Source organism: Dissulfurirhabdus thermomarina, assembly GCF_012979235.1.
GTDB classification, from domain to species: domain Bacteria; phylum Desulfobacterota; class Dissulfuribacteria; order Dissulfuribacterales; family Dissulfurirhabdaceae; genus Dissulfurirhabdus; species Dissulfurirhabdus thermomarina.
The window spans coordinates 154592-179883 of record NZ_JAATWC010000002.1; the positions used below are offsets into that span (position 1 = coordinate 154592).

A 25292-nucleotide genomic window follows, 5' to 3' on the forward strand; every position below is an offset into this window, starting at 1 on the left:
GTTGACTAGTATTTCCCAAAAACTAAAGAGATATTTGTCCCGCCAAATCCAAAAGAATTGGACATGGCGACTTTTACTGCTGCCGATCTCGCTTCATGAGGTACGTAATCAAGATCGCATTCCTCGTCAGGCTCGTCAAGGTTGATGGTGGGCGGGATTACATCGTTTTTGACCGCCAAGGCCGTGAACATGGCCTCCATAGCACTTGCGCCGCCTATTGCATGCCCTGTCATGGACTTCGATGCACTGATTTTGAGCTTGTATGCATGATCTCCGAAGACTCTTTTGATGGCGAGGGTTTCTGCGACATCACCTCGTTTGGTCCCCGTAGCGTGTGCGTTGATGTAGTCGACCTCTTCAACCTGGATCCCAGCATTCCGAAGGGCGTTTTGCATGCATTGTGCTGCCCCTCTCCCGTCGGCCGGCGGAGCCGTAATATGGTAGGCGTCGCAAGAGGTCCCGTAGCCGAGTAGTTCTGCGTAGATGGGGGCATTGCGGTTCTTGGCGTGTTCCAAGTCTTCCAGAGCCAAGATGGCGGCTCCCTCAGACATGACGATACCGCTTCGGTTTTTGTCGAAAGGGCGACAGGCCTTTTGGGGATTATCGTTTCGAAGTGAAACGGCCTTCATGGAGATGAAGCACCCGATGCCCATGGCGCAGATGGTGCTTTCGCTGGCCCCGGCAATGGCCACATCCAATGCGCCACTCTTGATTGCATCGTAGGCGTTGGCAATGGCATTCGCCCCTGTCGAACAACCGTTAGCAACTCCGAGGGTGAGGCCTTTGAGTCCATAGATGATGGCCACGTTGGCGGCGGCCATGTTAATGCTGACGCGCGGGATCAAGAAAGGAGAAATGCATTTGTGTCCGCGTTCCTTGTATAGGTCGTAGTTTTCGAAGAGGGACAAGAGTCCACCGATTCCCGAACCGATGATCACCCCGACCCGGTATGGGTCCTCCCGGTCCAGGTCGAGGCCGCTGTCGGCGATGGCCATGGCGGCGGAGGCCATGGCATAATGGGAGAACGGGTCCATCTTGGAGACGTTCTTCCCGGGTATCCACTCGGCGGGGTCGAAGTTTTTGACTTCGCCCGCAATCCTGCAGGGGAGCTCGCTGGCGTCGAACTTGGTGATGGGGCCGATGCCGGAGCGGCCGTGCACCAGGTTGTCCCAGTTCTCCTCGACGCCGATGCCGAGCGGGGTCACCGCCCCGAGGCCCGTGACGACCACCCGTCGTTCAGAGTCCCTGCCCATGGCGCCAGTCGATGACCTCCTCGCATCCTGATGTGCCCGGCCGCGGGGCCGGGGTGAGTCCATGCGGTTCGTCCTGCTGACCTGCGATCCTCCGGGGGCGGTCTCGGGCGGCGCCCTCTACGACCGCCGCCTGGCCGATGCCCTCGAGGCCGCCGGTCACCGGGTCGTCCCGGTGTCGGTCCGGGGCGCCGGCGGCCTTTCGGCCCGGTGGGTGGAGGCGGTCCGGGGGCTGTCCCCGGACGCCGTCCTCCAGGACGAGTTGTGCCACGTCGCCTTCCTGCGGGCCCACCGGCGCCTGCGGCGGGCGTTCCGGGGCCCGGTGGCGGCGGTGTTCCACAACCTCGGGGCCCGGGAACGCCGGGGCCCGGCGGCTCCCCTGGCCCGGCGCCTCGAGGCGGCCTACCTTCGCCGGGTGGACGGCGTCGTCTGCAGCACCCGTGCCGCGGCCGCGGACCTGGCGGCGCTGCTTCGGCCGCCGCCCCCGCACGTCACGGCGCCTCCCGGCCGGGACCACCTCGGCCCGGACATCCCGGATCCCCGGGAGATCGCCGCCCGGGCCGGCCGCCCGGGGCCGCTCCGCGTGCTCTTCCTCGCCAACCTCACCCCCCACAAGGGGCTGCACGTCCTGATCCGGGCCCTCGGGCGCCTCGCGCCGGAGAGCTGGACCCTCGACGTGATCGGCAGCCCGGAGGCCGCCCCCGCCTATGCCCGGCGCCTTTCCAGTGAGATCCGCCGGCGGGGCCTGGCGGGCCGGGTTCGTCTCCACGGGCGGCGCACCGGTGCCGCCCTGGCGGCGCTCCTCCGGCGGGACCACGTCCTGGCCGTTCCCTCCCGCTACGAGTCCTTCGGCATCGCCTACCTGGAGGGGATGACCTTCGGGCTTCCCCCCCTCGCCACGGCCGAGGGCGGCGCCGGGGATCTCGTCGCCCACGGGGTCAGCGGGTTCCTCGTGGCCCCGGGGGACGCGCCGGGGCTGGCCGCTCACCTCGCGGCCCTCGCCGGCGACCGTTCCCGGCTCGCCCGCATGGGTTGCGCGGCCCGGGCCAGGGCCCTGGCGCACCCCACATGGGCCGAGGGCCTCGCCCCGGCCGTCCGTTTCCTGGAGGAACTGGTCCACCGGCACCGGGGCTGACCCCTCCGGCCCGGCACCGGGCGGGTCCCTGTGCGGACCGGTACGAACAGGCCTTTCATGCCGTCTGCGCGGCGGGTTTTGCAAGAATCCCCTGAGACGCCAACACGTACGAATACATTATATTAATCATAATAGCGTTCGAGCGCTTTGTCCAGCAACCCCTTGAGATCGAGGAGGCGCTCCGCCGCCTCCCGGACGGCGCCGTGCCCGCCGGGCGCCCGGGTGACCAGGGCGCAGGCCCGCCGGACGGCGGCCGGGGCGCCGGGCACGGTGACCGGGAACCCCGCCCGGCGGAGGACGGGGAGGTCCACGTAGTCGTCCCCCATGTAGAGGACTTCCGGATCGGAGAGCCCGTGGCGGGCCTTGAAGGCCTCGTAGGCGGGGAGCTTGGCCTTGGCGTCGGCGTGGATCTCCGGGGCCTCGAGCTCCAGGGCCCGGGCGAGGACCCCCGAGGGGGTGGCGCGGCCCGTGAGGAAGGCGGCCCGGATCCCCCCCCGGGCGAGCAGCCGGAGGCCGAGGCCGTCCCGCGCGGAGAACCGCTTGTATTCCCGGCCCTCCGGGTCGTAGGCGAGGCCGCCGTCCGTGACCACCCCGTCCACGTCGAGGAGCACCCAGCGGACGGGGGCGGCCAGGCGGCGGAGCCGGTCCTCGGTCTTCACGGCCGGCCTCCCCGGCCCCCGGCGGAGGCGGCCGCGTCGAGCCCCGTCTCGGCCCATGCGGCCTCGAGGCGCTTCGGCGAGACGGGGACGGCAGTCTTGAGCTCCGGGGCGAAGAGGGAGACCCGGTATTCCTCGAGGAGGAAGTCGTAGGCCGCCAGGCGCGCCTCGGCGGCGGGGCCGGCCGCGCGCCGCCGGGCCTCGAAGGGGGCGAGCCGCGCCTCCTTGGCCGCGTCCTTGGCCGGGTCGGCATGGGCGCGGCGTGCCCGGACGGCCAGGGCCCGGAGGTAGCGGGGGAGGTGCGGCAGGCGGTCCGCCGGCACCCCCGAGGGGAACTCTGGCGGGACGATCCGATGGAGCTCGGCCCGGACCCGGCCCATCCACGCCGGCTCGCCTCCCGGCCGGCCGGCCGCGGCGCCGGAGAGGCGCCGGAGTTCCCGGTGGACGGCGAGGCGTTCCGAGAAGACCCGTTCCACCGCCTCCAGGATGGGGCGGGCCCGGGCGAAGAGCCGGCCCTCCAGCGCGGCGGCCGCCCTTCGGAGTTCTTCCGGGGCCGGGAGCCCCGGCCCCCCGGGGAGGGGCAGGAGCTCTGCCTTCAGGAGGGCCAGGGTCCGCTCGGCCACGATCTCCGGGCCGCCGAAGGGGGCCACGGCCTCGAGGCGGTCCTTCCCGGGGCGTGCGAGCCGGGCCAGATCCTTGAAGTCCCGGGCGAACCTGGCCTCGAAGAGCCGCGGGAGGGCCGCCCGGGTGGCGGCCTCGGCGGCGTCCGGGGATGGGAAGAGCCGGAGGGCCACACCGCCGTCCTCGGCGGACAGGCCCGGGTAGGCCGCCGGGGCGCCGGGGTCGTCCGGGTCCACCGGGACGGCGGGCGGGACCTCCGGGAGGTCGTCCAGGCTGACGCGGCCGCGTTCCCACCGCGCCCTGGCGGCGGGCCAGGCCGGGTGCGACTCCGCGGTTCGGGCGAGGGCGCTGGAGAGCCGGGCCCGGAGCCCGGCGGGATCCCGGGCCGCGGCGAGGACCCGCCCCCGGGGGTCGCGGACCTCGAGGCGCATCCGGAGGTGGGGCGCGAGGCCCGCCTCGGCGGCGGCGAGCGCCGACGGGTCCAGCACCAGGCCGAACCGGCGGCGGACGGCCCGGGCCAGGGCGCCGGCGAAGTCCCCTTCCCGGTCGGCGGAGATGTCGCCGGCCAGGGCCTCGGCCGCGGCGGGGAGGGGGACCAGGGGCCGGCGGAGGGCCTTCGGAAGGGCGCGGAGGACCTCCTCCACCTTGTCCGGGAGGAGGCCCGGCACCAGGCGGTCGAAGTGGGCCGGCCGGAGGACCGGGACGAGCTCCGGCGGGATCTCGGCGGTGACCCCGTCCTCCGGGTCGCCGGGAGCGAAGCGGTAGCGGAGGGGGACGCGCCGGCCGGCCACCTCGATGTGCCCCGGGTAACGTGCCAACTCGAACGGGGAGGGGAGGGCCCGCCGGACCTGGTCGGCCGTGAGCCGCAGGAACCGGTCGGATCCCGCGGCCTTGATCGCCCCCCTCAGGGTGGCGGCGTCGCAGATCCGCCCGGCGGGCCCGAGGGCCCGCCGCACCGCCGGCGTCGCCTCCAGGGCGTCGAGGGCCTCTCGGTAGAAGCCGGCCAGGACCTCCTCGTCCACCAGGAGGTCCGTCCGGCGCGTCCGCTGCTCCAGATCCCGGATCTCCTCCACGAGCGCCGCGTTGTGGCGAAGGAAGGCGGGGGGACGGGAGACCTCGCCGGGGACGAGGCCCTCCCGGATGAAGATTTCCCGGGCCTCGTCCGGGTTCACCGGGGAGAGGCGCACCCGGCGGCCCTGGACCAGGGGGAGCCCGTAGAGGGAGACCCGCTCGAGGGCCGTCACCTCCCCCCGCCGCTTGTCCCACCGGGGCTCGGCGTAGGAGCGGGTCACCTGGTCCCCGGCCACCGCCTCGATCCACTCGGGCTCCACGGCGGCCGCGGTGCGGGCGAAGACCTGGGAGGTCTTCACGATCTCCGCCGCCACGATCCACCGGGGCCGCCGCTTGTAGAGGGCGGAACCGGGGAAGAGAAGGAGTTCCCGGCCGCGGGCGCCGAGATAGCGTCCCTTTTCCTTGTGCACGGCCACGTGGCCGAGGAAACCCGCGAGGATCGACCGGTGCACCGCGGCGGGATCCGCCGGCTCCCGGTTGGGGCGGAACCCGCCGGCCTCGGCGAGGATGGACCGGAGCTGGTCGTGGATGTCGTCCCACTCCCGCATCCGGTTCCAGGAGAGGAAGCGGTCGCGGCAGAACCGCCGGAGGCGCCCGCCGCTCCCGGCCGCCTTCTCGCGCTGCCAGGCATCCCAGAGCCGCAGCCAGAAGACGAAGTCGGAGGCCGGATCCCGGAAGGCGGCGTGGGCCTGGTCCGCCTGGACCGCCTTTTCGGCGGGCCGCTCCCGGGGGTCCTGCACGCTGAGGGCCGCCGCGATGACGAGGATCTCGCGGAGCGCTCCCTCTTGCCGGGCCTGGAGGATCATCCGGGCCAGGCGCGGGTCCAGGGGGAGCCGCGCCATGAGCCGTCCCGTGCGGGTGAGGCGCCCGTCCGCGGTCAAGGCGCCGAGCTCCCGGAGGGTCCGGACCCCCTCCCGGAGGGCCCGGGGCGAGGGCGGCGTCACGAAGGGGAAGGCCGACGGGTCGCGGAAGCCCAGGGCGGCCAGGCGCAGGATCACCTCCGCCAGGTTGGAACGGAGGATCTCCGGCGGGGTGTGGGCGGGCCGGGCCTCGTAGTCGGCCTCCGGGTAGAGGCGCACGCAGCGGCCGGCCTGGACGCGCCCCGCGCGGCCCGCCCGCTGGTCGGCGCTGGCCCGGGAGACGGGCGCCACCGGGAGGGTGGTGGTGCCGGATCGGACGTTGTAGCGGGGGATGCGGGCGAGGCCCGAGTCGATGACGGTCCGGATGCCCGGGACGGTGATGGAGGTCTCGGCCACGTTGGTGGCGCAGACGATCTTCTGTACCGGGGCGGGGCGGAAGATCCGGCGCTGGTCGGCCCCGGAGAGGCGGCCGAACATGGGGAGGACGAGGGCCTCCTCCCCGGTTTCGTCGCGGAGGGCGGCCACGGCCTCCAGGATGTCCCGCTCGGTGGGGAGGAAGACCAGGATGTCGCCGCGGCGGTCCTCCCGCCGGACCTCCCGCACCGCCGCGCAGACCTGTTCCACGAGCCCCGGGGCCTCGCCGTCCGCGGCCTCGTCCGGGGGACGGTAGCGGACCTCCACCGGGTGGCCCCGGCCGGTGACCGCCACGTGGGGCGCCTCGGGGAAGGCGGCCCGGATGGCGTCGAGGTCCAGGGTGGCCGAGGTCACCAGGACGCGGAGGTCCGGCCGGCGGGGGAGGATCGTCTTCAGGAGGCCGAGGAGGAGATCGATGTTCAGGGTCCGCTCGTGCACCTCGTCCACGATGACGGTGTCGTAGCGGCGGAGCAGGAGATCGCGCTGGGCCTCGGCCAGGAGGAGGCCGTCGGTGACGAACCGGATGCGGGTTTCCGGGCCCGTCCGGTCGCGGAACCGGATGCGGTAACCCACGAGCCGCCCGCCCGGCGGCCCCAGCTCCTCGGCGACCCGTTCCGCCACCGTCACGGCCGCCACGCGCCGGGGCTGAGTGCAGGCGATGGAGCCGCTTCTGCCCCGCCCGGCGGCGAGGCAGATCTTGGGCAGCTGGGTGGTCTTGCCGGAGCCGGTCTCGCCGGTGACGACGACCACCGGGTGGCGGCGGACGGCGGCCACGAGTTCCTCCCGGGCGGCGGCGATGGGGAGGCCCGGCGGACAGGCGAGTTCGGCCTCCCGGATGAGCATCTCCACGTCGCTCACCGGCGGCCGGTGCGGGACGAGGCGCGCGGCGGGGCGGGGGGAGGATCGGGGGTGAGAGCGGGCCATCTCTTCTGCTCCACGGGCACCGGCCGGCGCGGCGATCGGGGCGCGGTTCCGCGTGTCACTTTACCATACCGGGTCCCGGGCGGTGAAGAGAACGCCCCCGGGCGCCGGAGGGCGGCCCGGGGGCGGGGGCGCGGCCGTGCGGCGCGCCGGGTCAGTCGGTCTTGAAGACGGCGAGGAGATCCTGGAGCTGTGCGGAGAGCGTCTCCAGCTTGGAGGCGGCGGCGCGGACCGCCTCGGCGCCCTCGGCGTTCCGGGTGCTGGCCTCGGTGATGCCCTCGCTCACCTGGGCCATCTCCTGGACCTCTTCGCTCACCTGCTGGGCGCTGGAACTCACCTCGCTGGTGGTGGCGGTCTGCTCCTCCACGGCCGCGGCGATGCTGTTGCTGAGCTCCAGCACCCGCTCCATCACCGAGACGATGCGGGAGACGGCCTCGGTGGCCTCCCGGGCCTCCTGCTGGAGGCCCTGGACGATCTCGTCGATCTCCGTCACCGAGTTGCTGGTCTGCTTGGCGAGTTCCTTCACCTCGTCGGCCACCACGGCGAAGCCCTTGCCGGCCTCGCCGGCCCGGGCGGCCTCGATGGTGGCGTTCAGGGCGAGGAGGTTGGTCTGCTCGGCGATGGAGCCGATGAGCTGGCTCACCTCGCCGATCTTGGTGGAAGACTCGGCGAGACTCGCGATGACTTTCTGGGCGCCGGTGGCCTGGGCGTTCGCCTCCTGGGCCACGTCCCGGGCCTCCCCGGTGTGCTTGGCGATCTCGGCCACGGTGGCGGTCATCTCCTCCATGGCGGCGGCCACCCCGGTGACGTGCTCGCTGGTGCTCTCGGCCACGCGGTGGACCTCCGCGGCCTGGGCCTGGGCCTCGGTGGCCATGGAGGCCATCTGCTCCGAGGTCGAAAGGAGCGCCCCGGCCTCGGCCTTCACCTGGTCTCCCTCGCCCCGGATCTGGCGGATGATGTGGGCGATGCGGTGCATGAAGGCGTTGACGAAGGCGGCGGTGGCGGTGAGCTCGTTCCCCACGGCGCGGCGGAAGATCTCGCAGTGCTCGCAACTGGCGAGCTTGCCGGACTTGATGCGTGGGCAGTGGATCTCGGGGGCGAAGCTGCCCGCCTCGTACCAGCAGTGGCCCTCCCGGCCGTAGACGGGGCACTCCCGTTGGCCGCAGCCCAGCTTCTCGGAGCAGTTCACCGCGGGGACGTCGAGGTCCCGGGTGAGATCGGCTTCGCCGGTGGACAGCCCCCGCATGTTGTCCACGAGGCGGTGGAGGGGGACGAGGGCCTCGTGCCGGATCACGAGCCAGAGGAGGGGCAGGGCGAGGGCTAAGGCCCCGAGCACCAGGGCCAGCATGAGGACGGCCCCCCGGTGCTGGACGCCGAGGACCGCCGAGAGGTCGCTCCGGATCACCAGGGCGCCGAGGATGGGCTTGGACTTTTCGTGGCACTGGTGGCAGGCGGAGCCGTTGTCGAGCCGGTGGAGGCCGAGGATCATCCCCTTGCCATCGCCCAGGTCCACCAGCCGGACCGCCATGTCCCCGCCCGTGGAGCGCAGGGTCTCCGCCCCTTCCCGCCATTCAGCGAAGTCCGGCATCCGCCAGACGTTCCGCCCCTTGTCCGCCGGGTGGGTGGCATAGGTGACCACGCCGGCCTCGTTCACCATCCAGACGTCGGCCACATCGGCCAGGCTGCGAAGGGCGGCGTCGATGCCGTCCTCGTCTCCTTGGGCCATGGGATACTGCAGGGCCGCCTTCACGCTGTCGAGCAGGGCGCTGGCCTGGATGTGGACACTGGCCCAGTTGCCCTTCCCGACGATGTAGAAGTGGAGGGCGAGGCAGGCCAGGGTGCCGCCCACGAAGAAGACGAAGATGGGGACGAGCAGCCGGAAGGCCATGCTGTGGGTGTTGATCTTGCCGAAGAGGTGCATCTCCCGATCCCCCTTTCGCGGTGACGGTGGCGGTGACGCCGGGCGGGGCCGAAGCTGGAGACCCGGAGTTTCCTTTTTCCTATCGGCGAAGATCGTCGCGGCCTTTAGGCCCGCGGCGGGGGGCTCATGGAGGCCGGCCGGCGTGCCGAAACGTAGGGAGAGGGCCCGGGTCCGGGTCCGACCGACACCGCCCATCGAGGCGAGGGGGGGCCATGGCACAGGAACTCGGCATCTTGGTGATGGACGACGCGGAAGACGTGACCTTCATGCTCCGGCAGGCCCTCTCCGGCCCCGGGCGGCGGGTGGACACCGCCCGGGACGGACGGGAGGGGCTTCGCCTGGCCGGGGAGCGGGTGTACGATCTCTTCGTGGTGGACCTCGTCATGCCCCGGATGAACGGCTACGAGGTCTGCCGGGCCCTCCGGGAGATCCCGCGGTACCGGCGGACCCCCATCCTGGTGCTCACCGGGCGCGACGACCCCGGCGACCGCGACCTGGTCCACGCCCTGGGGGTGGAGAAGTTTCTCACCAAGCCCGTGGCGGTGGCCGAGCTCAAGGAGACGGTGGACCGCATCCTCTGCGACCGGATGCTGCAGGAGCTCGACGACGAGATGGAGACGGATTGACGGGATACCCGCGATGAGGGACCACGCCGACGATCCCAGGGCCCTTCGGGTCCAGCTGGAGACGGAGGGGATTTCCGCCTTTGACGGGAGGTTCCGCCTGGTGGTCCGGGACCGGGGCATGGCGCTCCACCTCGTCCCGGAGCAGGGATGGGAGCATGCCGACCTGCCGGACATCGGCGATATCTTCACCACGCTTTCCGGCCTGGGGCTCGACGCCGAGCTCTTCTCCACGCCCCGGCGGCGGGGCGACGGCTGGATCCTCGCCGAGGGTGTGCCACCTCTCGACGGGGCGGACGGCAGGCTCGAGATCCTGGCCGAGGATCCCGCGCCCCCCGGCACCGCGGCGAACGGCCCGGCGGAGCGGACCGACTGGCGGGAGCCTTCCGACCTGATCCGCAACGTCCTCCAGGATCAGCCGGTGGCGGTCCTCAGGAAGCCGAGCCCCGGCTACGCGGGGAAGAACGTCTTCGGGGAGCCCATCCCCGCCCGCGCCGGCCGGCCCGCCAAGGTCCGGCTGGGGGACGGGGTCGCGGCCGAGGAGGACGAGGAGGGGGTCCGGGTCCGGGCCGCGCGCGACGGGCACCTGGCCTGGAACGGGTCCGTGCTGTCGGTGGCGGACGTCTTCACGGTACCCGGCGACGTGGACTACGCCACGGGGAACCTCATGTTCGTGGGGCGGCGCCTGGAGATCGGCGGCGACGTCCTGCCCGGTTTCCGCGTCCAGTGCCGGGGCGACGTGCACGTGAAGGGCCTCGTGAACGACGGCACGGTGGAGGCCGTGGGAGACGTCCATGTGGACGGCGGGGTCATCGGGGAGAAGGCCGAGGTGCGGGCCGGGGGTGACATCCGGGTGGGGTTCGCCGAGAACGCCCGGCTGGACGCCGGGCAGGACCTCTACGTGAGGGATCACCTCCTCCAGGTGGACTGTTTCTGTCGGGGGCGCCTCGTGGTCGTCGAGGGCAAGGGCGCCATCGTGGGCGGGAGTTCCCTGGCCCTGCGCGGCGTGGAGGCCCAGGTCATCGGGTCGGCGGCCGCCGTGCCCACCCTGGTCCACGTGGGCTACGATCCCAAGGCCGAGGAGACCAAGGAGCACCTGAAGGACGAGCTCGACGGTTGGAAGCTCCGCCTCATGAAGGTCAAGCGCAAGATCCGGGAACTCCGGGAGCGGAACGGCGGCGCCGGGGCCCTCGAGAAGGCCGAGCGGATCGAGGCCATGGTCCAGCAGGCCATCCGGGAGGCAGAGGCCCGGATGGATACCCTGAACCAGCACTTCTCCCGGTGCCGGAAGGCCCGCGTGGTGATCCGGAGGGAGGTCTTCCCCAACATCCAGGTGGGCATCTACAACGCCTGGGACGTGAACAAGGTGCACCGCTCCGGGCCCTGCGAGTTCTTCCTGGACGACGCCGCCCGCGTGGCCCTCTCTGCGGGCGGCGAAGTCAGGCCCCTGGACGGGTGACCCGGCTCCCCTTGCATCCCGTTTCCATCCTTGTACATTAGGGCCGTATGCCGTCGCGGACGGCGCCATGCCGGTGCCGACGTTCCTCGGCGGCGCCGCCCGAATGCGCCGAGCGGGACGCTTGGCGGCGTGGCTTCGGATGTTCGTCCCGGCGGCGTACCCGGGTACGCCCCGTCCCTGGGCATCCCCGCGCGTGCATTCGGCGCTTTTTGCTGAGCCATCCACGCGGAGCGGCCTCTTGCGAAGCATCTTTTGATTCTTGTCGAGGAGGGATTCTCGCGCATGACCTCGGAACGGACGTCTCCCGCCCCCGGCCTGGTGGTCCAGAAGGACGGTTCCCTGGCGCTCAGCCTCGAGTTCGCCGGCGGCCTCGTGTCCCCGGAGGTGCTCGAGGCCGCGGCCGCCGTGGCCCGCCGGCACGGGGCCCTGCTGCACCTCACCACCGCCCAGAAGCTCATGGTCCTGGGGCTCGACGACCGGTCCGGGCCCGCCGCCATGGAGGCCCTCGAGGCCGCCGGCGCCGTGGTCCGCAAGGCCCGGGACATCTCCCAGGCCCGGGTCTGCGTCGGGAAGCCCTACTGCCCCCTCGCCCTCCAGGAGACCCTCCCGGCGGCGCGGCTTCTCTACGAGCGGGCGGCCCGGCATCCCATCCCGCCCAAGATGAAGGTGGGCATCGCCGGCTGTCCCGCCTGCTGCTCGTGGGCCAACGTCATGGACCTCGGGTTCGTGGGCCTGCGCAGCGGGTTCAAGGTGATGCTGGGCGGCCACGGCGGTTACCGGCCGCGACCCGGGGTGGACATCGGGCGGGTGCCCGACGCCGAGGCCGCGGCCGCCGTCCTGCTCCGGCTCGCGGATCTCTTCGCCCGGGAGACGGAGAAGAAGGGGCGGGTGGACAAGATCGTCGAGAAGCTGGGCGTCGAGACCCTCCAGCGGGAGCTCGGGCTCTGAGTTCCCGCCGGCGGGGGACTACTTCTGCCGCCGTGGCGGACCGCCCCGCGACAGCCCCGAGGATCCTCCTCCTCTTCTTTTCCCTGAGCGGCCAGACCCGGCGGCTCATCCGGGCCATGGCCGACGGCATGCGGGCGGCGGGGGCCGATGTGGTGGAGGCGCGGCTCCGGCCCGAGCGCCCCATCCCGTTTCCCCTGCCTTCGCTCCGGCGGACGTTCTGGATGATGCTCCGGACCTTCTTCCGGGCCCGGACGCCCATCCGCCCTCTGGCCCCGGAGGCGCGGTCCGGGCGCTTCGACCTCGTGGTGCTCGCCGGCCCCACGTGGTCCTTCAATCCCAGCGGCCCGGTGCTGGCCTTCCTCGACCGGGACGGCGCGGCGGTGCTCGGCGGGCGGACCGTCCTGCCCGTCATCTCGTGCCGGGGCTACTGGCGGGCGCACTGGTGGGGGCTCTACGGGCGGATCCGCCGGTGCGGCGGGCGGCCGTTGGCGCCCTGGGTCTACACCCACCCGGTGGCCGAGCCCTGGCGGACGCTCGGGGTGCTCCTCACCATCGCGGGCTGGAACGTGAAACGGGTGGGGTTCCTGGCGCGGCGCTACGCCCACTACGGCCACTCGGAGGACCAGGTCCGGGACGCCGCGGAGAAGGGGCGGCGGTTCGTCCGCTGGATGGCGGACCGCCCGCCCGGGGGCTGAGCCGTGGCGCCCTGGGCGGCCTGGCTCGTGGTGGGGGGCGCCGCCTTCGTGCACGGGCTGGCGGGGTTCGGCTCGGCCCTCTTCGCCATGCCGCTCCTGGCCCTCTACCTGGATCTCCGGACCGTGAGCCCGGCGGTGGCCCTCATGGGGCTCACCCTGAACCTCGTCCTCCTCTGGCAGCTCCGGGGCCGGGTGGCCTGGCGGCACCTGCCGCCCGTCCTCGCCGGGGCCCTGGCCGGCGTGCCGGTGGGGGTGGGGATCCTGCGGGAATGGCCCGTGGCGTGGCTGAAGGCCGTTCTCGGGGTGGTGCTCGTGGCCTACGGGGCCTGGCGGCTGCGCCGCCGCCCGACGCCGGGCGCGGGGGACCGGCCCTGGCCGGCCGCGCTCCTGGGCTTTGCCGCCGGGTGCCTCGGGGGGGCGTTCAACACCTCGGGCCCGCCGGTGATCCTCTGGGCGGGCCGCCAGCCCTGGCCGAAGGACACCGTGAAGGCCACGCTCCAGGCCTTCTTCCTCGTCCTCTCCGCCGGGGTGGTCGCCGGCCATGCCTGGGCCGGGCTGATCGACGCCCGGGTCACCGCCTTCTACCTCTCGACGCTCCCCGCGCTCCTGGCGGGGCTCGCCCTCGGGGCGTTCCTCTATCGCCGTGTCACCACCGAGGGGTACCGGGATCTCCTCCACCTGGCCCTGGTCGGCCTCGGCCTCCTCTCCCTCTGGAGCGCCAGGGGCGGGTGAACGGGGCCGGCCCGCTCCACCTTGATCTCCTGCCGGGGGGCGGGGCGTCAGCCGCGGACCGCCCGGGCGGCGGCATAGGCGTAGACCTCCCCCGCCCCGGCCCGGCGGAGCACCCGGGCGCACTCGGCGAGGGTGGCCCCGGTGGTCATGACGTCGTCCACGAGGAGGATCCGCCCGTCGCCCGGGGGCGGGCCGGCGGCGGCGAAGGCCCCGCGGACGTTCCGGCGCCGCTCGTCGAGGGGGAGGCGGGCCTGGGGCGGGGTGGGGCGCACCCGGCGGAGGAGGCCCGGCGCGGCAGGGACGCCGGGGAAGAGCCGCCGGGAAAGGCGCAGGGCCTGGTTGAAGCCCCGTTCCCGGAGCCGTGCCGGGTGGAGCGGCACGGGAACGAGGAGGTCCGGCGGGGGGAGATCCGGCGCCGGGGCGGCCCGGGCCAGCTCGCAGAGGGCGCGGAAGGCGTGGCCGTCGTCCCGGTACTTGAAGCGCTGGAGGAGCACCCGGACCGGGCCCTCGTACCGGAAGGAGGCCCGGGCTGCGGCGAAGGGCGGGGGCTGTCGGAGGCACCGGCCGCAGAGGTGGCCGGTGCCCGGCGGGCCGTGGAAGGGTTCCCCGCAGGCGGTGCAGCAGGGCGGGGTGACGGCGCGGACCTCCGAGCGGCAGGCCCCGCAGAGGCGGTCCGCGCCGCCCGGGGCGAGCGGCCGGTCGCAGGCCGCGCACCGGGGCGGGAAGACCAGGTCGCGGAGGAGGGCCGCGCCCCGGCGGATCAGAGCGCGGCCACGATGGCGTCGGCGAATTCCGAGCACCGGACCTCGACCGCCCCCTCGATCTGGCGGGCCAGGTCGTAGGTGACCCGCTTGCCGGCGATGGCCCGCTCGAGGCCCGCGTGGATCCGGTCCCGGGCCTCGGTCCAGCCGAGGTATTCCAGCATCAGGGCCCCGGAGAGGATGAGGGAGCCCGGGTTCACCTTGTCCTGCCCGGCGTACTTCGGCGCCGTTCCGTGGGTGGCCTCGAAGACGGCGAACCCGTCGCCGATGTTGGCCCCCGGGGCCATGCCGAGCCCCCCGACCTGGGCGGCCAGGGCGTCGGACATGTAGTCGCCGTTCAGGTTGGGGAGCGCCAGGACGTCGTACTCGTCGGGGCGGAGCAGCACCTGCTGGAACATGGCGTCGGCGATCCGGTCCTTGACCACCACCTTGCCGGCCGGCGCCCGCCCGCCGTGGGCGTCCCAGAGCTCGGTCTCGGTGAGGGTCTCGTCCGGGAACTCGTCGCGGGCCAGCTCGTAGCCCCAGGTCCGGAAGGCCCCCTCGGTGTACTTCATGATGTTGCCCTTGTGGACCAGGGTGACGCTCCGGCGGCCGTTGTCCAGGGCGTAGCGGATGGCCTTCCGGACGAGGCGCCGGGTGCCGGTCCGGCTGATGGGCTTGATGCCGATGCCGGAGTCCGGCCGGAGACCGGCCCCCATCTCCCGGGAGAGGAAGTCGATGACCTTGCGGGCCTCCGGGGTGCCTTCCTCCCACTCGATGCCGGCGTAGACGTCCTCGGTGTTCTCCCGGAAGATCACCATGTCCACCCGCTCGGGGTGTTTCACCGGGCTCGGGACCCCGTTGAAGTAGCGGACCGGGCGGACGCAGGCGTAGAGGTCCAGCTCCTGGCGGAGGGTCACGTTCAGGCTCCGGATCCCGCCGCCCACCGGGGTGGTGAGGGGGCCCTTGATGGCCACCACGTATTCCCGGACGGCCTCCAGGGTCTCGGGGGGCAGCCACTGGCCCGTGGCCGCCGCGGCCTTCTCGCCGGCGAGGATCTCCTTCCACTCGATCCGGCGGCGGTCCCCGTAGGCGGCCGCCACGGCGGCGTCCAGGACCTTCCGCGTGGCACGCCAGATGTCGGGGCCGATGCCGTCGCCCTCGATGAAGGGGATGACGGGGCAGTCGGGGACGGACAGGGTGCCGTCCGCCTGGATGGTGATCTTTCCGGGTGTCTGGGCCATGTGGCTGCCTCCTGTGGTCCGTATGGGCCGGGCGCCCGCGGGGGCGTTCCCGCCGGCTGCACGGACGAGGACCCTAGCGAAAAACTGGGTGGGCGTCAATCCCGTCCGGCTTGGAGTCCCCTCGCGGTCCAGGTAACATGGGAGAAAGGAGGTTGTGCCATGACGCACGTGCTGGGACTGGCCGGTTCGCCGAGGCGGGGGGGCAACACCGAGATCCTGCTCGACGCCCTCCTCGAGGGGGCCGCGGGTGCGGGGGCCGCCGTGGAGCGGGTCCGCCTCGCGGACAAGAAGATCAGCCCGTGCATCGAGTGCGGCGGGTGCGACGCCACCGGCGTCTGCGTCCTCGACGACGACATGACGCCCCTCTACGACGCCCTGGCCGCCGCCGACGCCGTGGTCCTGGCCTCCCCCATGTTCTTCTACAACATCACCGCCTTCACCCAGGCCGTGGTGGAACGCTCCCAGGCCTGCTGGGTGGGGAAGCACGTCCTCGGCCGGGGTCCCCTCGGGGGCAAGCGCCGGCGGGGCTTCTTCCTCTCCGTGGGGGCCACCCGCGGGGCGCGGCTCTTCGAGGGCGCCCGGTTGGTGGTGCGTTACTTCTTCGACGCGGTGGACGCCGACCCCACCGGGGCCCTTCTCTACCGCGGCATCGAGAAGCGGGGCGAGATCCGCCGCCATCCGGCGGCCCTCGACGAGGCCCGGGCCGTGGGCGCCCGGCTCGGCGCGGGGGACGATCCCGCGGGGCTCGACTTCGTGCTCCCCCTGGTGGCCGCTCGCTGAGGCCCCGGCCGTGCCCCGGCGGCCGGCGGTGGCGCCGTCTTCCTTGACAAGCCCCGCGTTTTCACTATAGTAACTGGATTTTGCAGGGCCCATAGCTCAGCTGGTGAGAGCCACCGGCTCATAACCGGAAGGTCCCAGGTTCGAGTCCTGGTGGGCCCAAAAATCGCCACCATGGGCGCCGGATGAAAGAACGGCTTTTCGACATGGCCGCGCACGCTGGGCGGAAACGGGTGCAACGTACGGACGGTTGCACCTTTTTTGTCCCCTGCCCGATCCCCGGGCGGCCGCTTGCAGGCGGGGGGGGCGCCCGGCTGCCCCTCGGCCGGGAAGGCCGGCCGTGAGACCCACCGCGGCCGCCGTCCTGGCGGAACTCGAGTCCTGGGCGCCGGCCGGGCTGGCGGAGTCCTGGGACAACGTCGGGCTCCAGGTGGGGGATCCGGGCCGGGAGGTCGGCAAGGTCCTCGTGGCCCTCGACCCCGCGGCCGGGGCCCTGGAGGCGGCGGACCGCCGGGGGGCGGACCTCGTCGTCACCCACCACCCCCTCCTGTTCGAGCCCCTGGCCTCCGTAGACCTCTCCCGACCCGTCCCCAGCCTGGTGGCGGGTTTTTTGCGGGCCGGGATCTGCCTCGTCGCCCTCCACACCAACCTCGATGCCGTCCCCGGTGGCGTGAGCGACCAGCTGGCCTGTGCCCTCGGGCTCACCGAGGTCCGGCCCCTGGTCCCCGCGGCATCCGGGCCGCCGGGGTCCGGCCTGGGGCGGATCGGCCGGCTGCCCGAGGCCGAGACCCTCGGAGACGTCCTGGGACGACTCGCGGGGGCCCTGGACGCCCCGTGGCTTCGGGTGGTGGGGGAGGAGGGGCGCCTGGTCCGGATCGCGGCCCTGTGCGGGGGGGCCGGTTCCTCCCTGTGGCCCGAGGTCCTGGCCGCCGGCGCCGATCTCTTCGTGACCGGGGAGATCAAGCACAGCGTGGCCCGGGAGGCGGAGGCGGCCGGCGTCGCCCTGGTGGATGCCGGCCACTTTCGCACGGAGCGCCCGGTGGTCCGGGTGGTCCGCGACTTCCTGCGCCGGAGGGCCGGGGCTCTCGGCTGGGAGGTGGTGGTGGAGGCCTTCGAGGACGAGCCGGATCCGTTCCGGCTCTGGACGTCGGCACGTTGACCCGCCGGGGCCCCGGGATTGCTTCCGGGGCCGGGCGGTCGAATACCACGGCAAGGAGTGGACATTGAGAGAAGAATTGCAGACGCTGGTACAGTTGCAGGACATCGACCTCCACATCCGCGAGCTGGAACAGAGGAAGGCGGAGCGACCGGAGCGGATGCTGGCCCTCGAGGAGAAGGCGGCCGGGCTGGAGGCCGAGATCGCCGCCCTCAAATCCAGGGTGGAGGAGCTGGAGCACCGGAACCGGGACGTCCGGCTGGAGCTCAAGTCCGAGACCGAGCGGCTCTCCCGGTCCCAGGCCCGGCTCATGGAGGTGAAGACCAACCGGGAGTACCAGGCCCTCCTCAAGGAGATCGAGGAGCTCAAGAAGGCCAACAAGGCCCGGGAGGAGGAGATCCTGAACCACGAGACCGAGCTCGGGATGCTCAAGGAGGGCCTGGCGGAAAAGGAACAGGAGGCCGCCGGGATCCGGGCCGAGCTCGAGACCGAGACCAAGGCCCTCGAGACCGCGGCGGCGAAGCTCGACAAGGAGATCGCCAAGCTCGGCAAGGAGCGCCGGGCCGTGGCGGAGAAGGTGCCGCCGCAGCTGCTCCGCCGCTACGACTTTCTCAAGGACAAGCGGGCGGGGGTGGCGGTGGCCGCCGTGGTCCGGGCCGTGTGCGCGGGCTGCAACATGAACATCCCGCCCCAGCTCTACAACGATCTCCTCCGGGACGAGCGGGTTCTCACCTGCCCGACCTGCCAGCGGATCATCTACGCGGAGACGGAATCGGGCGAGGGCTGACGTGCCCGCCCCGGGCCTTGCCAAGTCGGCCCGGAGGGCCTATCGTGAAGACGCCGGTGGAGACGGCGGGTGATCGCCCGGCGGGGGTTCCCGCCGGGAGGAAAGTCCGGGCTCCGCAGGGCAGGGTGGTCCGTAACTCGGACCGGGGGCGACCCCAGGGAAAGTGCCACAGAAAGCAGACCGCCCCGCCGCCGGCGGGGTAAGGGTGAAACGGTGAGGTAAGAGCTCACCAGCCGCGGTGGCGACACCGCGGGCTCGGCAAACCCCACCCGGAGCAAGATCACGTAGGGAAGCGTTCGAGGGTGGCCCGCCCGAGGCTTCCGGGTAGATCGCCAGAGGTGCCGGGCAACCGGCATCCCCAGATGAATGATCACCACCCCGGCCCGGCCGGGGGGACAGAACCCGGCTTACAGCCGTCTCCATCGGTCTTTTCCTGCCCACAGGTCCGGATTCCATGGAAGCGACCCCTCACTCCCGCCCCCAGGACCCCGCCGGCGAGGCGCCGGCCCGTGTCACCGTCCCCGATCTCCAGCAGATGAAGGACGAGGGCCGGCGCATCACCATGCTCACGGCCTACGACTGGGGCATGGCCCGCCTCGTGGACGAGGCCGGGGTGGACGTGGTGCTGGTGGGGGATTCCCTGGGGATGGTGGTCCTCGGCTACGACGCCACCACGCCCGTCACCATGGACGAGATGCTCCACCATGCCAAGGCCGTCCGGCGGGGCGTACGGCGCGCCCTGGTGGTGGGCGACATGCCCTTCCTCTCTTACCAGGTCTCCCGGGAAGAAGCCGTGCGCAACGCCGGCCGCTTCCTGAAGGAAGCCGGGTGCGGGGCCGTCAAGGTCGAGGGCGGGGGGGCGGTGGTGGAGACCGTCCGGTTCATGACCGCGGCGGGGATCCCGGTCATGGGGCACCTGGGGCTCACCCCGCAGACGGCGGCGGCCACGGGCGGTTTCCGGGTGCGCGGCCGCGACTTGGCATCGGCCCGCCGCCTCGTGGCCGACGCGGCCGACCTCGAGGCGGCCGGCGCCTTCGCCCTGGTGCTCGAGTGCGTGCCGGCGGCCCTGGCGCGGCTCGTCACGGAGCGCCTCCGCATTCCCACCATCGGCATCGGCGCCGGGCCCGGCTGTGACGGGCAGGTCCTCGTGGTGAACGACGTGGTGGGTCTCTTCGACCGCTTCCGGCCGTCCTTCGTCAAGCGGTACGCAGAGCTCGCCCCAACCGTCCGCGCGGCCGTTGGCGAGTACGTGGCCGACGTCCGGGAGGGGCGGTTCCCCGACGAGGCCCACAGCTTCACGGGCGAGCCGCCCTGGCTCGCCGACCTCCGGGCGGAGCTGGAGGCGGGCTGAGGCCGGCCCCGCCACCCGCCGGCGCCTTCCCCCCACCCGTGGTGATGGCGTCGCAAAAATGCGCGGCCTGCGGCGTACTTCTACGCCGCATTCCTCGACATCCTCGTGCCTTGCATCATCACCCTTCCCGCTGCACCAGGTCCACGGTCACCAGCTTCGAGACGCCCTTTTCCTCCATGGTGACCCCGTAGAGGGTATCCGCCGTCTCCATGACGCGCTGGTTGTGGGTGATGACCACCACCTGCGACCGCTCGGCGATCTTCTGGAGCAGCCGGTTGAACCGGAGGGTATTGGCCTCGTCCAGGGGGGCGTCCACCTCGTCGAGGACGCAGAAGGGGCTCGGCCTTATGAGGTAGAGGGCGAAGACGAGGGCCAGGGCGGAGAGGGCCTTCTCGCCCCCGGAGAGGAGGTTCAGGTGCTGAAGCCGCTTGCCGGGGAGGCGGATGAGGAGATCCACCCCGGCCTCCAGGATGTCGTCGGCCTCCGTGAGCTCCAGGCGGGCCTCGCCGCCCTCGAAGAGCAGGGGGAAGACCTCGGCGAGCTTTTCGTTGACGGCGTCCAGGGCCTGCCGGAACCGATCGCGACAGGTCCGGTTGATGTGGCGGATGGCCTGCTGGAGGTCGGCGATGGAACTTTCGAGGTCCGCCTTCTGGGACTGGAGGAATTCCCAGCGCGCGTCCAGCTCCTGCTTCTCCTCGAGGGCGGCGAGGTTCACCGGGCCGAGTCGCTCGATGCGCCCGGCGATCTCCTCGAGGCGGCGGGCGGCGGCATCCGGGTCGAAGTCCGCCGGGAGCCAGGCATCGGCGTTTTCGGGGAGCGGGGCCTGGTGCCGGGTGCGGGCCTCGCGCTCGAGGTTCTCCAGGGCCAGGCGCAGCTCGGTCAGCTCCAGCTCCAGCCGGTGGGCCGCCTCCTCGGCCTCCCGTAGTTCGGCGGAGAGCTCCTTGAGCCGGGCCTTGCGGCCGGCCAGGGCCTGGCGCTCCCGGTCGTAGGCGTCCCGGACGGCCTCGAGCTCCCGGTGGGCCGCCGCCACCGCCTCGACCTGGGCCTCCATCGCCCGCCGGTTGTCGCGGAGGGCCGAGCGGAGGCCGTCCAGGCGCCCGGCGGCCGCCTCCCGCCGGTGGGCCAGCTCGGCTCCCCGGCGCTTGGTTTCCTGGATCCGCCCGGTGAGGGCGGCGAGCCGCTCCCGCCGGGCCCGCTCCTGTTCCTGGGCACGGGCCAGGGCGAGGCGCAGTTCCTCGGCCGCGGCCCGGGCGCCGTCACGCCGGGCCTCGAGGGCCTGGCATTCTTCCTCGATCCGGCGTCCTTCCGCCTCCGAGGTCTCCTGCACCCGGCGGGCCGACTCCAGGGCCTCTTCGGCCCTTTCCATGGCCACCTGGACCTCCAGGAGTTCGCCCTCGGCCTCCTCCGCGGCCAGCCGGAGGGCCTTCGCCCGTTCCCGGTCGGCCTCGAGGCGGGCCCCGGCCGCGTCCAGCTCCCGCTCCGTCCCGGCCACGGCCTCGGCGAAGGCCGCGGCCTCCGCCTCGATGCGGGCCCGGTCGGCCTCCAGTCCGGAGGCCCGTTCGGTCGCGGCCGCGATCTCCTCCTCGATCTCCCGGAGCTTCGCCTCCAGGGCGTCTTCGCGCCGGCGAAGCTCGGCTACCTCGGCCTTGCGGGCGATCATCCCGGCGGCACCCCCGGGGTCCCCGATGGCGACCTCTCCGGCCGGGGAGACCGTCTCTCCCGCCGGGGTCACGAAATGGAAGAAGGGCCACCCCGCCGCCGCCAGGGCGGCGGCGGCACGCAGGCCCGCCTCCGGGTCGGGCACCAGCCGCCACGGGGCGAGGAGGATCGCCAGCGCCCCCTCCACGGGCGGACGGGCCGTCACGACTCCGCCGAGGGGCCTCAAATCAGGTATTGTGTTAAGAATATTATTTAACTCAGTGTTAAATTGTACTTTTTCTTTATCCAGGATGGCGGCGAGGATCCGCGCCCCGCCCCCCTCCTGGGCCAGGAGGGATCGGGCGGCGGCCAGGGGTGTCTCCCCGCCGGGGACCACCGCCTCCAGGGCGGCCCCCAGGGCGGCCTCCACGGCCGCCTCGTAGCCCTTTTCCACCGTCACGAAGTCGGCCAGGATCCCCTGGTTGGGGAAGCCGCCCTCGAGGAGCCGGCGGTTGCCCTCCGAGACGCCCTCCCGCCGGGCCTCGAGGTCTTCCAGGTGCCGGCGCTGGCCGCGGGTGATCTCGAGTTCCGCGGCGAGGCCCTGGCGCTGCTCCCGGGCCGCTTCGAGCCGCCGGCCGGCGGCGGAGAGTTCCGCAGCGACGGCGGCGGCGCGGGTGCGGGCCTCTTCCAGGGAGCGGCGGGCGGCCTCGAGGCCCCGGCCGAGGTCGGAGAGGCGGTCTTCGCCCGCCGAGGCCGCCGCCTCCACCTGCCCCAGCTCCTCCCGCTGGCGCTGGATCTGCCGCTCCAGGCGCTCCCGCCGGTCCCGGAGGCCGCGGCGCTCGCTGTCGGCCCGGGCCGCACGGGCCGCGGCGTCGACCAGGTCCACCTTGACCGACTCGAGGTGCTCTCGGGCCCGGGCGCAGGCGGCCTCCGCGGCCTCGAGGGCGGCTTGCCGGGCCTCGGCCTCGCGGCCCAGGCGGTGCGTCTCTTCCGCCCCGGCGGAGAGGGCCGCTTCTAACTCCGCCAGCTCCGCGTGGAGCGCCTCCACGGCCGCTCCGGCCTCCTCGATCTCCGCGCCCAGGGCCTCTGCGGCGGCCTCCTCCCGCTCGATCATCCCGGAAAGCCGCCGTTCTTCGCCCTTGAGCTCCTCCCGGCGGAGCTCGGCGGCCTGGAGCCGCTGGCGCCCCCGGTCCAGGCGTTCCTCGAGTTCGAGGAGCCCGGCCTCGAGCCGTTCGTTTTCGAGCCGGCACGCGTCCACGGCGGCCTGGGCCGCGGCGGCCCGTTCCGCCGCCGCCCGCCACCGGTCGTCCCGCTCGGCGAGCCGGTCCCGCGTGGCGGTCCACGCATGGGCCAGGCGGGCCCGGTCCAGCCGGTCCTGTTCCTCCCGCCAGGCGAGGTAGCGCTCGGTCCGGCGGGCCTGCCGGGTCAGGGAGCGCCGTTGCTTGTCCACTTCGGCGAGGAGGTCCTCGAGGCGCTCGAGGTTGTGCCGGGTCTGGCGCATGCGGCGCTCGGCCTCGACCCGGCGGGCCTTGTAGCGGGAGATGCCGGCCACCTCCTCGATGAGGCCCCGGCGTTCGTCCGGTCCCATCTCCACGAAGGCCCCGATCTGGCCCTGGTCGATGATGGAATAGGCCCTCGCCCCGGCGCCCGTGTCCATGAAGAGGTAGTGGATGTCCTTCAGGCGGCAGGGGCGGCCGTTCAGGCGGAAGTCGCTCTCGCCGGTGCGGTAGAGGCGGCGGGAGATCTCGATCTCGGGCTGGTCCGCCAGCTCGGGGGGCACCTTGGCGCCGTCGATGTTATCCAGCACCAGGCGGATCTCGGCGAAGTTGACCGCGTTGCCGTTGGCGCCGCTGTAGAGGACGTCTTCCATGTGGCGGGCCCGGAGGAGGCGGGGGCTCTGCTCCCCGAGCACCCAACGGAGGGCGTCGACGATGTTGGACTTGCCGCACCCGTTGGGGCCCACGATGGCGCTGATCCCTTGGGGAAAGGCCACCTGGGTCCGCGTGGGGAAGGACTTGAAGCCGAGGAGCTCGAGGTACTTGACCCGCATGCTGGTCACGTCCGGGACGGGGGGCCCGGGGTCACGCGGCGTCCGTGGTGGACGGAAGCCGGGCGTCCTTCAGGCGGAGTTCGAGGCGCCGGCGGCCGTTCCATTCATTCATGCAGGCGTGGCAGGCCAGTTCCATGCGGTCCCATGGCAGGGAGAGCTTTTCGCCCAGCCCCCAGGCGAGGAGGTCGAGGGCGCCGCCGGGCGGGTTGGGCGCGCCGATCCGGAGCTTGAGGTGTCTTTCGCCCACCACGTGTTTCTGCTGGAGCTCGAACCCCCTCAGGAGGAAGAGTGGCTCATGATACCCCGGTCCGAAGGGGGCCAGCAAGTCGAAAAAACGCCCGAAGACCGGGTCCGCCAACTCCTCCACGGTGGCCGGCCCGTCGAGGACGAGGCGCCCGGCGGCGCCCGTGGCCTCGAGGGTTGCGGCCACCACGGCCTGGAAGCGCTCTGTGAAGGCCGGCAGATGCGCCGCGGGGAGCCGGATCCCGGCGGCCGCGGTGTGGCCGCCGAAGGCCGTGAGTCCCTCGGCGCACCGGGAGAGGGCCTCGAAGAGGTCGAGGCCCTCCGGGCTCCGGCCGGAGCCCCGGCATTCCCCCCCGCGCCGAGCGAGGAGGATCACCGGCTTCCCGAGCTGGTCCACGAGCCGGGAGGCCACGATGCCCACGACGCCTTCGTTCCACCCGTCCCCGGCGAGCACCAGGGCGGGGCGGTCGGCCTGGCCGGCCGCCAGCCCCAGTGCCTCCCGGAGGATGGCGGCTTCCTCGGCCTGGCGTTCCTGGTTGAGCTCGTGGAGACGCCGGGCCAGCGGGTCCGCCTCCCCGGCGGAGGCGGCCAGGAGGAGGTCGAGGGCCGCGCCGGCGTGGTCCATCCGGCCGGCGGCGTTGAGGCGGGGGACGAGCCGGAAGGCCACGTCGCGGGCCGTGGGGGTGCCGGAGAGGCCGGCCACCTCCATGAGGGCGCGGACCCCGGGGCGCCGGGTCGCCCCGAGCACCTCCAGGCCCACCCGGACCAGGACGCGGTTGTCGCCCAGGAGCGGCACCACGTCCGCCAGGGTCCCCAGGGCCACGAGGTCGAGCTCCGCCTTGAGGTTGGGCGGCGGGGCCCCGCCCCAGTGGCCACGCTCGTGGAGGCGCTGGCGGAGGGCCCGGACCAGGTTGAAGGCCACGCCCACCCCCGCCAGGTGCTTGAAGGGGAAGCGGCAGCCCGGCCGCTTGGGATTGATGACCGCCAGGGCCCGCGGGAGATGCGGGGGCGGCTCGTGGTGGTCGGTGACGATGACGTCCATCCCGAGTTCCCCGGCGGCGGCCACCTCTTCCGGGTTGGCGATGCCACAGTCCACGGTGACCAGGAGCCGAACGCCGGCGGCCGCCAGTTCCCGGAGGGGTTCCAGGTGGAGGCCGTAGCCCTCCTCCCGGCGATGGGGCAGGTAGGTGCGGACCGGGAGGCCCAGATTCCGAAGGAAACCCGCCACCAGGGCGGTGGCGGTGACGCCGTCGGCGTCGTAGTCCCCGTAGACCGCCACCGGTTCGCCTGCGGCCACGGCCCGGACCAGCCGGTCCACGGCGGGCTCCATGTCGGCGAGCCGGAAGGGATCGGAGAGGGACTGGAGGGTGGGGGAGAGGTGGGCCGCCGCGGCCTCGGGGCTTCGAAGGCCCCGGAGGTAAAGGAACCTGGCCACCATGGGGGGGATGTCCACCGTCCGGGCCAGGTGGGCCACCGCCTTCGGGTCCGTGGAGGGGAGGGCCCAGTGTCGCTCCAGGAGGATCGAAGGCATGGGCCAGACACTACCCGCGGCCCCGGGGGCTGTCAACGCGGCGCCTCCGGCCCGGCGCCCTTCCGCCTCCGGCCTCTTCCGGCTATCCTGCGGCATGGACGAGGGCGAGCGGCTGCAGCTGCGCATCCACCCGGGTGCGGTCCATCTCCTGCGTTTCCTCCTGGAGGGCTACGACAACCTCTTTTTCCTCCGGACCCTGGACCCGGGGGCGGGACGCGTGGAGGTCACGGTCACGGCCGGGAGCCGGGAGATCCTCCGCGACGTCCTCCGGGCGCACCGGGGGCGCCTTCGGCCGCGGCCGGAGGGGGCCTGACACTTCGCCGTCCCCCCAGAGGGCTTGTTGCGAGGTCACCATCCACCCAGGCGGCTTTTTGCGGGGCCGCCGTACGATCGACATCGTCCACGCCGTGCATCCGGCCCGTTCTTGAACGCCCACGGATCCAGGTTATAGTACGGCGACCGACAAGGT

At 72.8% G+C, this 25292-nt stretch carries 19 protein-coding genes, 1 tRNA gene and 1 other RNA gene; 13 read left to right on the forward strand and 8 right to left on the reverse strand.

Annotated features, from left to right (window positions below; all coding sequences use genetic code 11):
• Positions 1-5 precede the first annotated feature (5 nt).
• Positions 6-1253: a beta-ketoacyl-ACP synthase II gene (fabF, locus tag HCU62_RS04085; RefSeq protein ID WP_163298085.1), complete on the reverse strand. Its 1248-nt coding sequence runs from the start codon at positions 1251-1253 to the stop codon at positions 6-8.
• A gap of 61 nt (positions 1254-1314) precedes the next feature.
• On the opposite strand from fabF, the gene HCU62_RS04090 reads away from it, so the two are divergent.
• Positions 1315-2385, forward strand: coding sequence for a glycosyltransferase family 4 protein (locus HCU62_RS04090; RefSeq protein ID WP_163298086.1), 1071 nt, complete (start codon positions 1315-1317; stop codon positions 2383-2385).
• A 122-nt stretch (positions 2386-2507) separates the two neighbouring features.
• On the opposite strand, the gene HCU62_RS04095 is transcribed toward HCU62_RS04090, so the two are convergent.
• The 3 genes from HCU62_RS04095 to HCU62_RS04105 all read right to left on the reverse strand — a co-directional run bounded on the left by HCU62_RS04095 (position 2508) and on the right by HCU62_RS04105 (position 8849).
• The gene (locus tag HCU62_RS04095; RefSeq protein ID WP_163298087.1) at positions 2508-3044 is read right to left on the reverse strand and encodes a KdsC family phosphatase; all 537 of its coding nucleotides are present in this window, start codon (positions 3042-3044) and stop codon (positions 2508-2510) included.
• On the reverse strand, positions 3041-6931 hold the full coding sequence (gene hrpA / locus HCU62_RS04100) for an ATP-dependent RNA helicase HrpA (RefSeq protein ID WP_169755452.1): 3891 nt from the start codon (positions 6929-6931) through the stop codon (positions 3041-3043). Before hrpA ends, HCU62_RS04095 begins: the two co-directional genes overlap by 4 nt.
• 151 nt (positions 6932-7082) lie before the next feature.
• Positions 7083-8849 (reverse strand): methyl-accepting chemotaxis protein, encoded by a 1767-nt coding sequence (locus HCU62_RS04105; protein ID WP_163299368.1) that lies wholly within the window; start codon positions 8847-8849, stop codon positions 7083-7085.
• Positions 8850-9061: 212 nt separating this feature from the next.
• On the opposite strand from HCU62_RS04105, the gene HCU62_RS04110 reads away from it, so the two are divergent.
• From HCU62_RS04110 to HCU62_RS04130, 5 genes are all read left to right on the forward strand, one after another.
• A complete protein-coding gene (locus HCU62_RS04110) occupies positions 9062-9475 on the forward strand; it encodes a response regulator (RefSeq protein WP_163299367.1) in 414 nt (137 codons plus the stop codon).
• A gap of 13 nt (positions 9476-9488) precedes the next feature.
• A complete protein-coding gene (locus tag HCU62_RS04115) occupies positions 9489-10931 on the forward strand; it encodes a flagellar assembly protein A (protein ID WP_163299366.1) in 1443 nt (480 codons plus the stop codon).
• Positions 10932-11213: 282 nt separating this feature from the next.
• Positions 11214-11879, forward strand: a complete 666-nt coding sequence (locus HCU62_RS04120) for a hypothetical protein (protein ID WP_163299365.1) — start codon at positions 11214-11216, stop codon at positions 11877-11879.
• Positions 11880-11911: 32 nt separating this feature from the next.
• Positions 11912-12574 carry a flavodoxin family protein gene (locus HCU62_RS04125; protein WP_163299364.1) on the forward strand — a complete coding sequence of 221 codons (663 nt, stop codon included), beginning with the start codon at positions 11912-11914 and terminating at the stop codon, positions 12572-12574.
• A gap of 3 nt (positions 12575-12577) precedes the next feature.
• Positions 12578-13306 (forward strand): sulfite exporter TauE/SafE family protein, encoded by a 729-nt coding sequence (locus tag HCU62_RS04130; protein ID WP_163299363.1) that lies wholly within the window; start codon positions 12578-12580, stop codon positions 13304-13306.
• Between the two features lie 47 nt (positions 13307-13353).
• Here HCU62_RS04130 and HCU62_RS04135 read toward each other — a convergent pair whose 3' ends face one another.
• Positions 13354-14106: a double zinc ribbon domain-containing protein gene (locus tag HCU62_RS04135; RefSeq protein ID WP_169755453.1), complete on the reverse strand. Its 753-nt coding sequence runs from the start codon at positions 14104-14106 to the stop codon at positions 13354-13356.
• Complete coding sequence (gene icd, locus HCU62_RS04140; RefSeq protein ID WP_163299730.1) at positions 14067-15290, reverse strand: isocitrate dehydrogenase (NADP(+)); 1224 nt, start codon at positions 15288-15290, stop codon at positions 14067-14069. The genes HCU62_RS04135 and icd overlap by 40 nt, the downstream gene beginning before the upstream one ends.
• A 159-nt stretch (positions 15291-15449) precedes the next feature.
• Between icd and HCU62_RS04145 the strand changes: the two genes are divergently transcribed.
• The 6 genes from HCU62_RS04145 (at position 15450) to panB (ending at position 19361) form a co-directional block, all read left to right on the forward strand.
• The gene (locus HCU62_RS04145; RefSeq protein WP_163299728.1) at positions 15450-16070 is read left to right on the forward strand and encodes a flavodoxin family protein; all 621 of its coding nucleotides are present in this window, start codon (positions 15450-15452) and stop codon (positions 16068-16070) included.
• Positions 16071-16155: 85 nt separating this feature from the next.
• A tRNA-Ile gene (locus tag HCU62_RS04150) sits at positions 16156-16229 on the forward strand.
• A 178-nt stretch (positions 16230-16407) separates the two neighbouring features.
• Entirely contained in the window at positions 16408-17226 is an 819-nt protein-coding gene (locus tag HCU62_RS04155) for a Nif3-like dinuclear metal center hexameric protein (RefSeq protein WP_169755454.1), read from the forward strand.
• A gap of 64 nt (positions 17227-17290) precedes the next feature.
• On the forward strand, positions 17291-18010 hold the full coding sequence (locus tag HCU62_RS12530) for a zinc ribbon domain-containing protein (RefSeq protein ID WP_163298269.1): 720 nt from the start codon (positions 17291-17293) through the stop codon (positions 18008-18010).
• A 57-nt stretch (positions 18011-18067) separates the two neighbouring features.
• Positions 18068-18436, forward strand: an RNA gene (rnpB, locus tag HCU62_RS04165) — RNase P RNA component class A.
• Between the two features lie 28 nt (positions 18437-18464).
• On the forward strand, positions 18465-19361 hold the full coding sequence (gene panB / locus HCU62_RS04170; RefSeq protein WP_163298270.1) for a 3-methyl-2-oxobutanoate hydroxymethyltransferase: 897 nt from the start codon (positions 18465-18467) through the stop codon (positions 19359-19361).
• Between the two features lie 118 nt (positions 19362-19479).
• On the opposite strand, the gene smc is transcribed toward panB, so the two are convergent.
• Positions 19480-23049 carry a chromosome segregation protein SMC gene (gene smc, locus HCU62_RS04175; protein WP_163298271.1) on the reverse strand — a complete coding sequence of 1190 codons (3570 nt, stop codon included), beginning with the start codon at positions 23047-23049 and terminating at the stop codon, positions 19480-19482.
• Positions 23050-23080: 31 nt separating this feature from the next.
• Positions 23081-24823, reverse strand: a complete 1743-nt coding sequence (recJ, locus tag HCU62_RS04180; protein WP_163298272.1) for a single-stranded-DNA-specific exonuclease RecJ — start codon at positions 24821-24823, stop codon at positions 23081-23083.
• Between recJ and HCU62_RS04185 the strand changes: the two genes are divergently transcribed.
• Positions 24822-25136: a DUF4911 domain-containing protein gene (locus HCU62_RS04185; RefSeq protein WP_163298273.1), complete on the forward strand. Its 315-nt coding sequence runs from the start codon at positions 24822-24824 to the stop codon at positions 25134-25136. The two genes, recJ and HCU62_RS04185, sit on opposite strands and share 2 nt — an antisense overlap.
• Positions 25137-25292 lie beyond the last annotated feature (156 nt).

Coding starts and splice junctions, on each gene's coding strand:
- fabF (WP_163298085.1), bottom strand. CDS start 1,253: ATGGGCAGGGACTCTGAACGACGGGTGGTCGTCACGGGCCTCGGGGCG.
- HCU62_RS04090 (WP_163298086.1), top strand. CDS start 1,315: ATGCGGTTCGTCCTGCTGACCTGCGATCCTCCGGGGGCGGTCTCGGGC.
- hrpA (WP_169755452.1), bottom strand. CDS start 6,931: ATGGCCCGCTCTCACCCCCGATCCTCCCCCCGCCCCGCCGCGCGCCTC.
- HCU62_RS04105 (WP_163299368.1), bottom strand. CDS start 8,849: ATGCACCTCTTCGGCAAGATCAACACCCACAGCATGGCCTTCCGGCTG.
- HCU62_RS04110 (WP_163299367.1), top strand. CDS start 9,062: ATGGCACAGGAACTCGGCATCTTGGTGATGGACGACGCGGAAGACGTG.
- HCU62_RS04115 (WP_163299366.1), top strand. CDS start 9,489: ATGAGGGACCACGCCGACGATCCCAGGGCCCTTCGGGTCCAGCTGGAG.
- HCU62_RS04120 (WP_163299365.1), top strand. CDS start 11,214: ATGACCTCGGAACGGACGTCTCCCGCCCCCGGCCTGGTGGTCCAGAAG.
- icd (WP_163299730.1), bottom strand. CDS start 15,290: ATGGCCCAGACACCCGGAAAGATCACCATCCAGGCGGACGGCACCCTG.
- HCU62_RS04145 (WP_163299728.1), top strand. CDS start 15,450: ATGACGCACGTGCTGGGACTGGCCGGTTCGCCGAGGCGGGGGGGCAAC.
- panB (WP_163298270.1), top strand. CDS start 18,465: ATGGAAGCGACCCCTCACTCCCGCCCCCAGGACCCCGCCGGCGAGGCG.
- smc (WP_163298271.1), bottom strand. CDS start 23,049: ATGCGGGTCAAGTACCTCGAGCTCCTCGGCTTCAAGTCCTTCCCCACG.
- HCU62_RS04185 (WP_163298273.1), top strand. CDS start 24,822: ATGGGCCAGACACTACCCGCGGCCCCGGGGGCTGTCAACGCGGCGCCT.
- recJ (WP_163298272.1), bottom strand. CDS start 24,823: ATGCCTTCGATCCTCCTGGAGCGACACTGGGCCCTCCCCTCCACGGAC.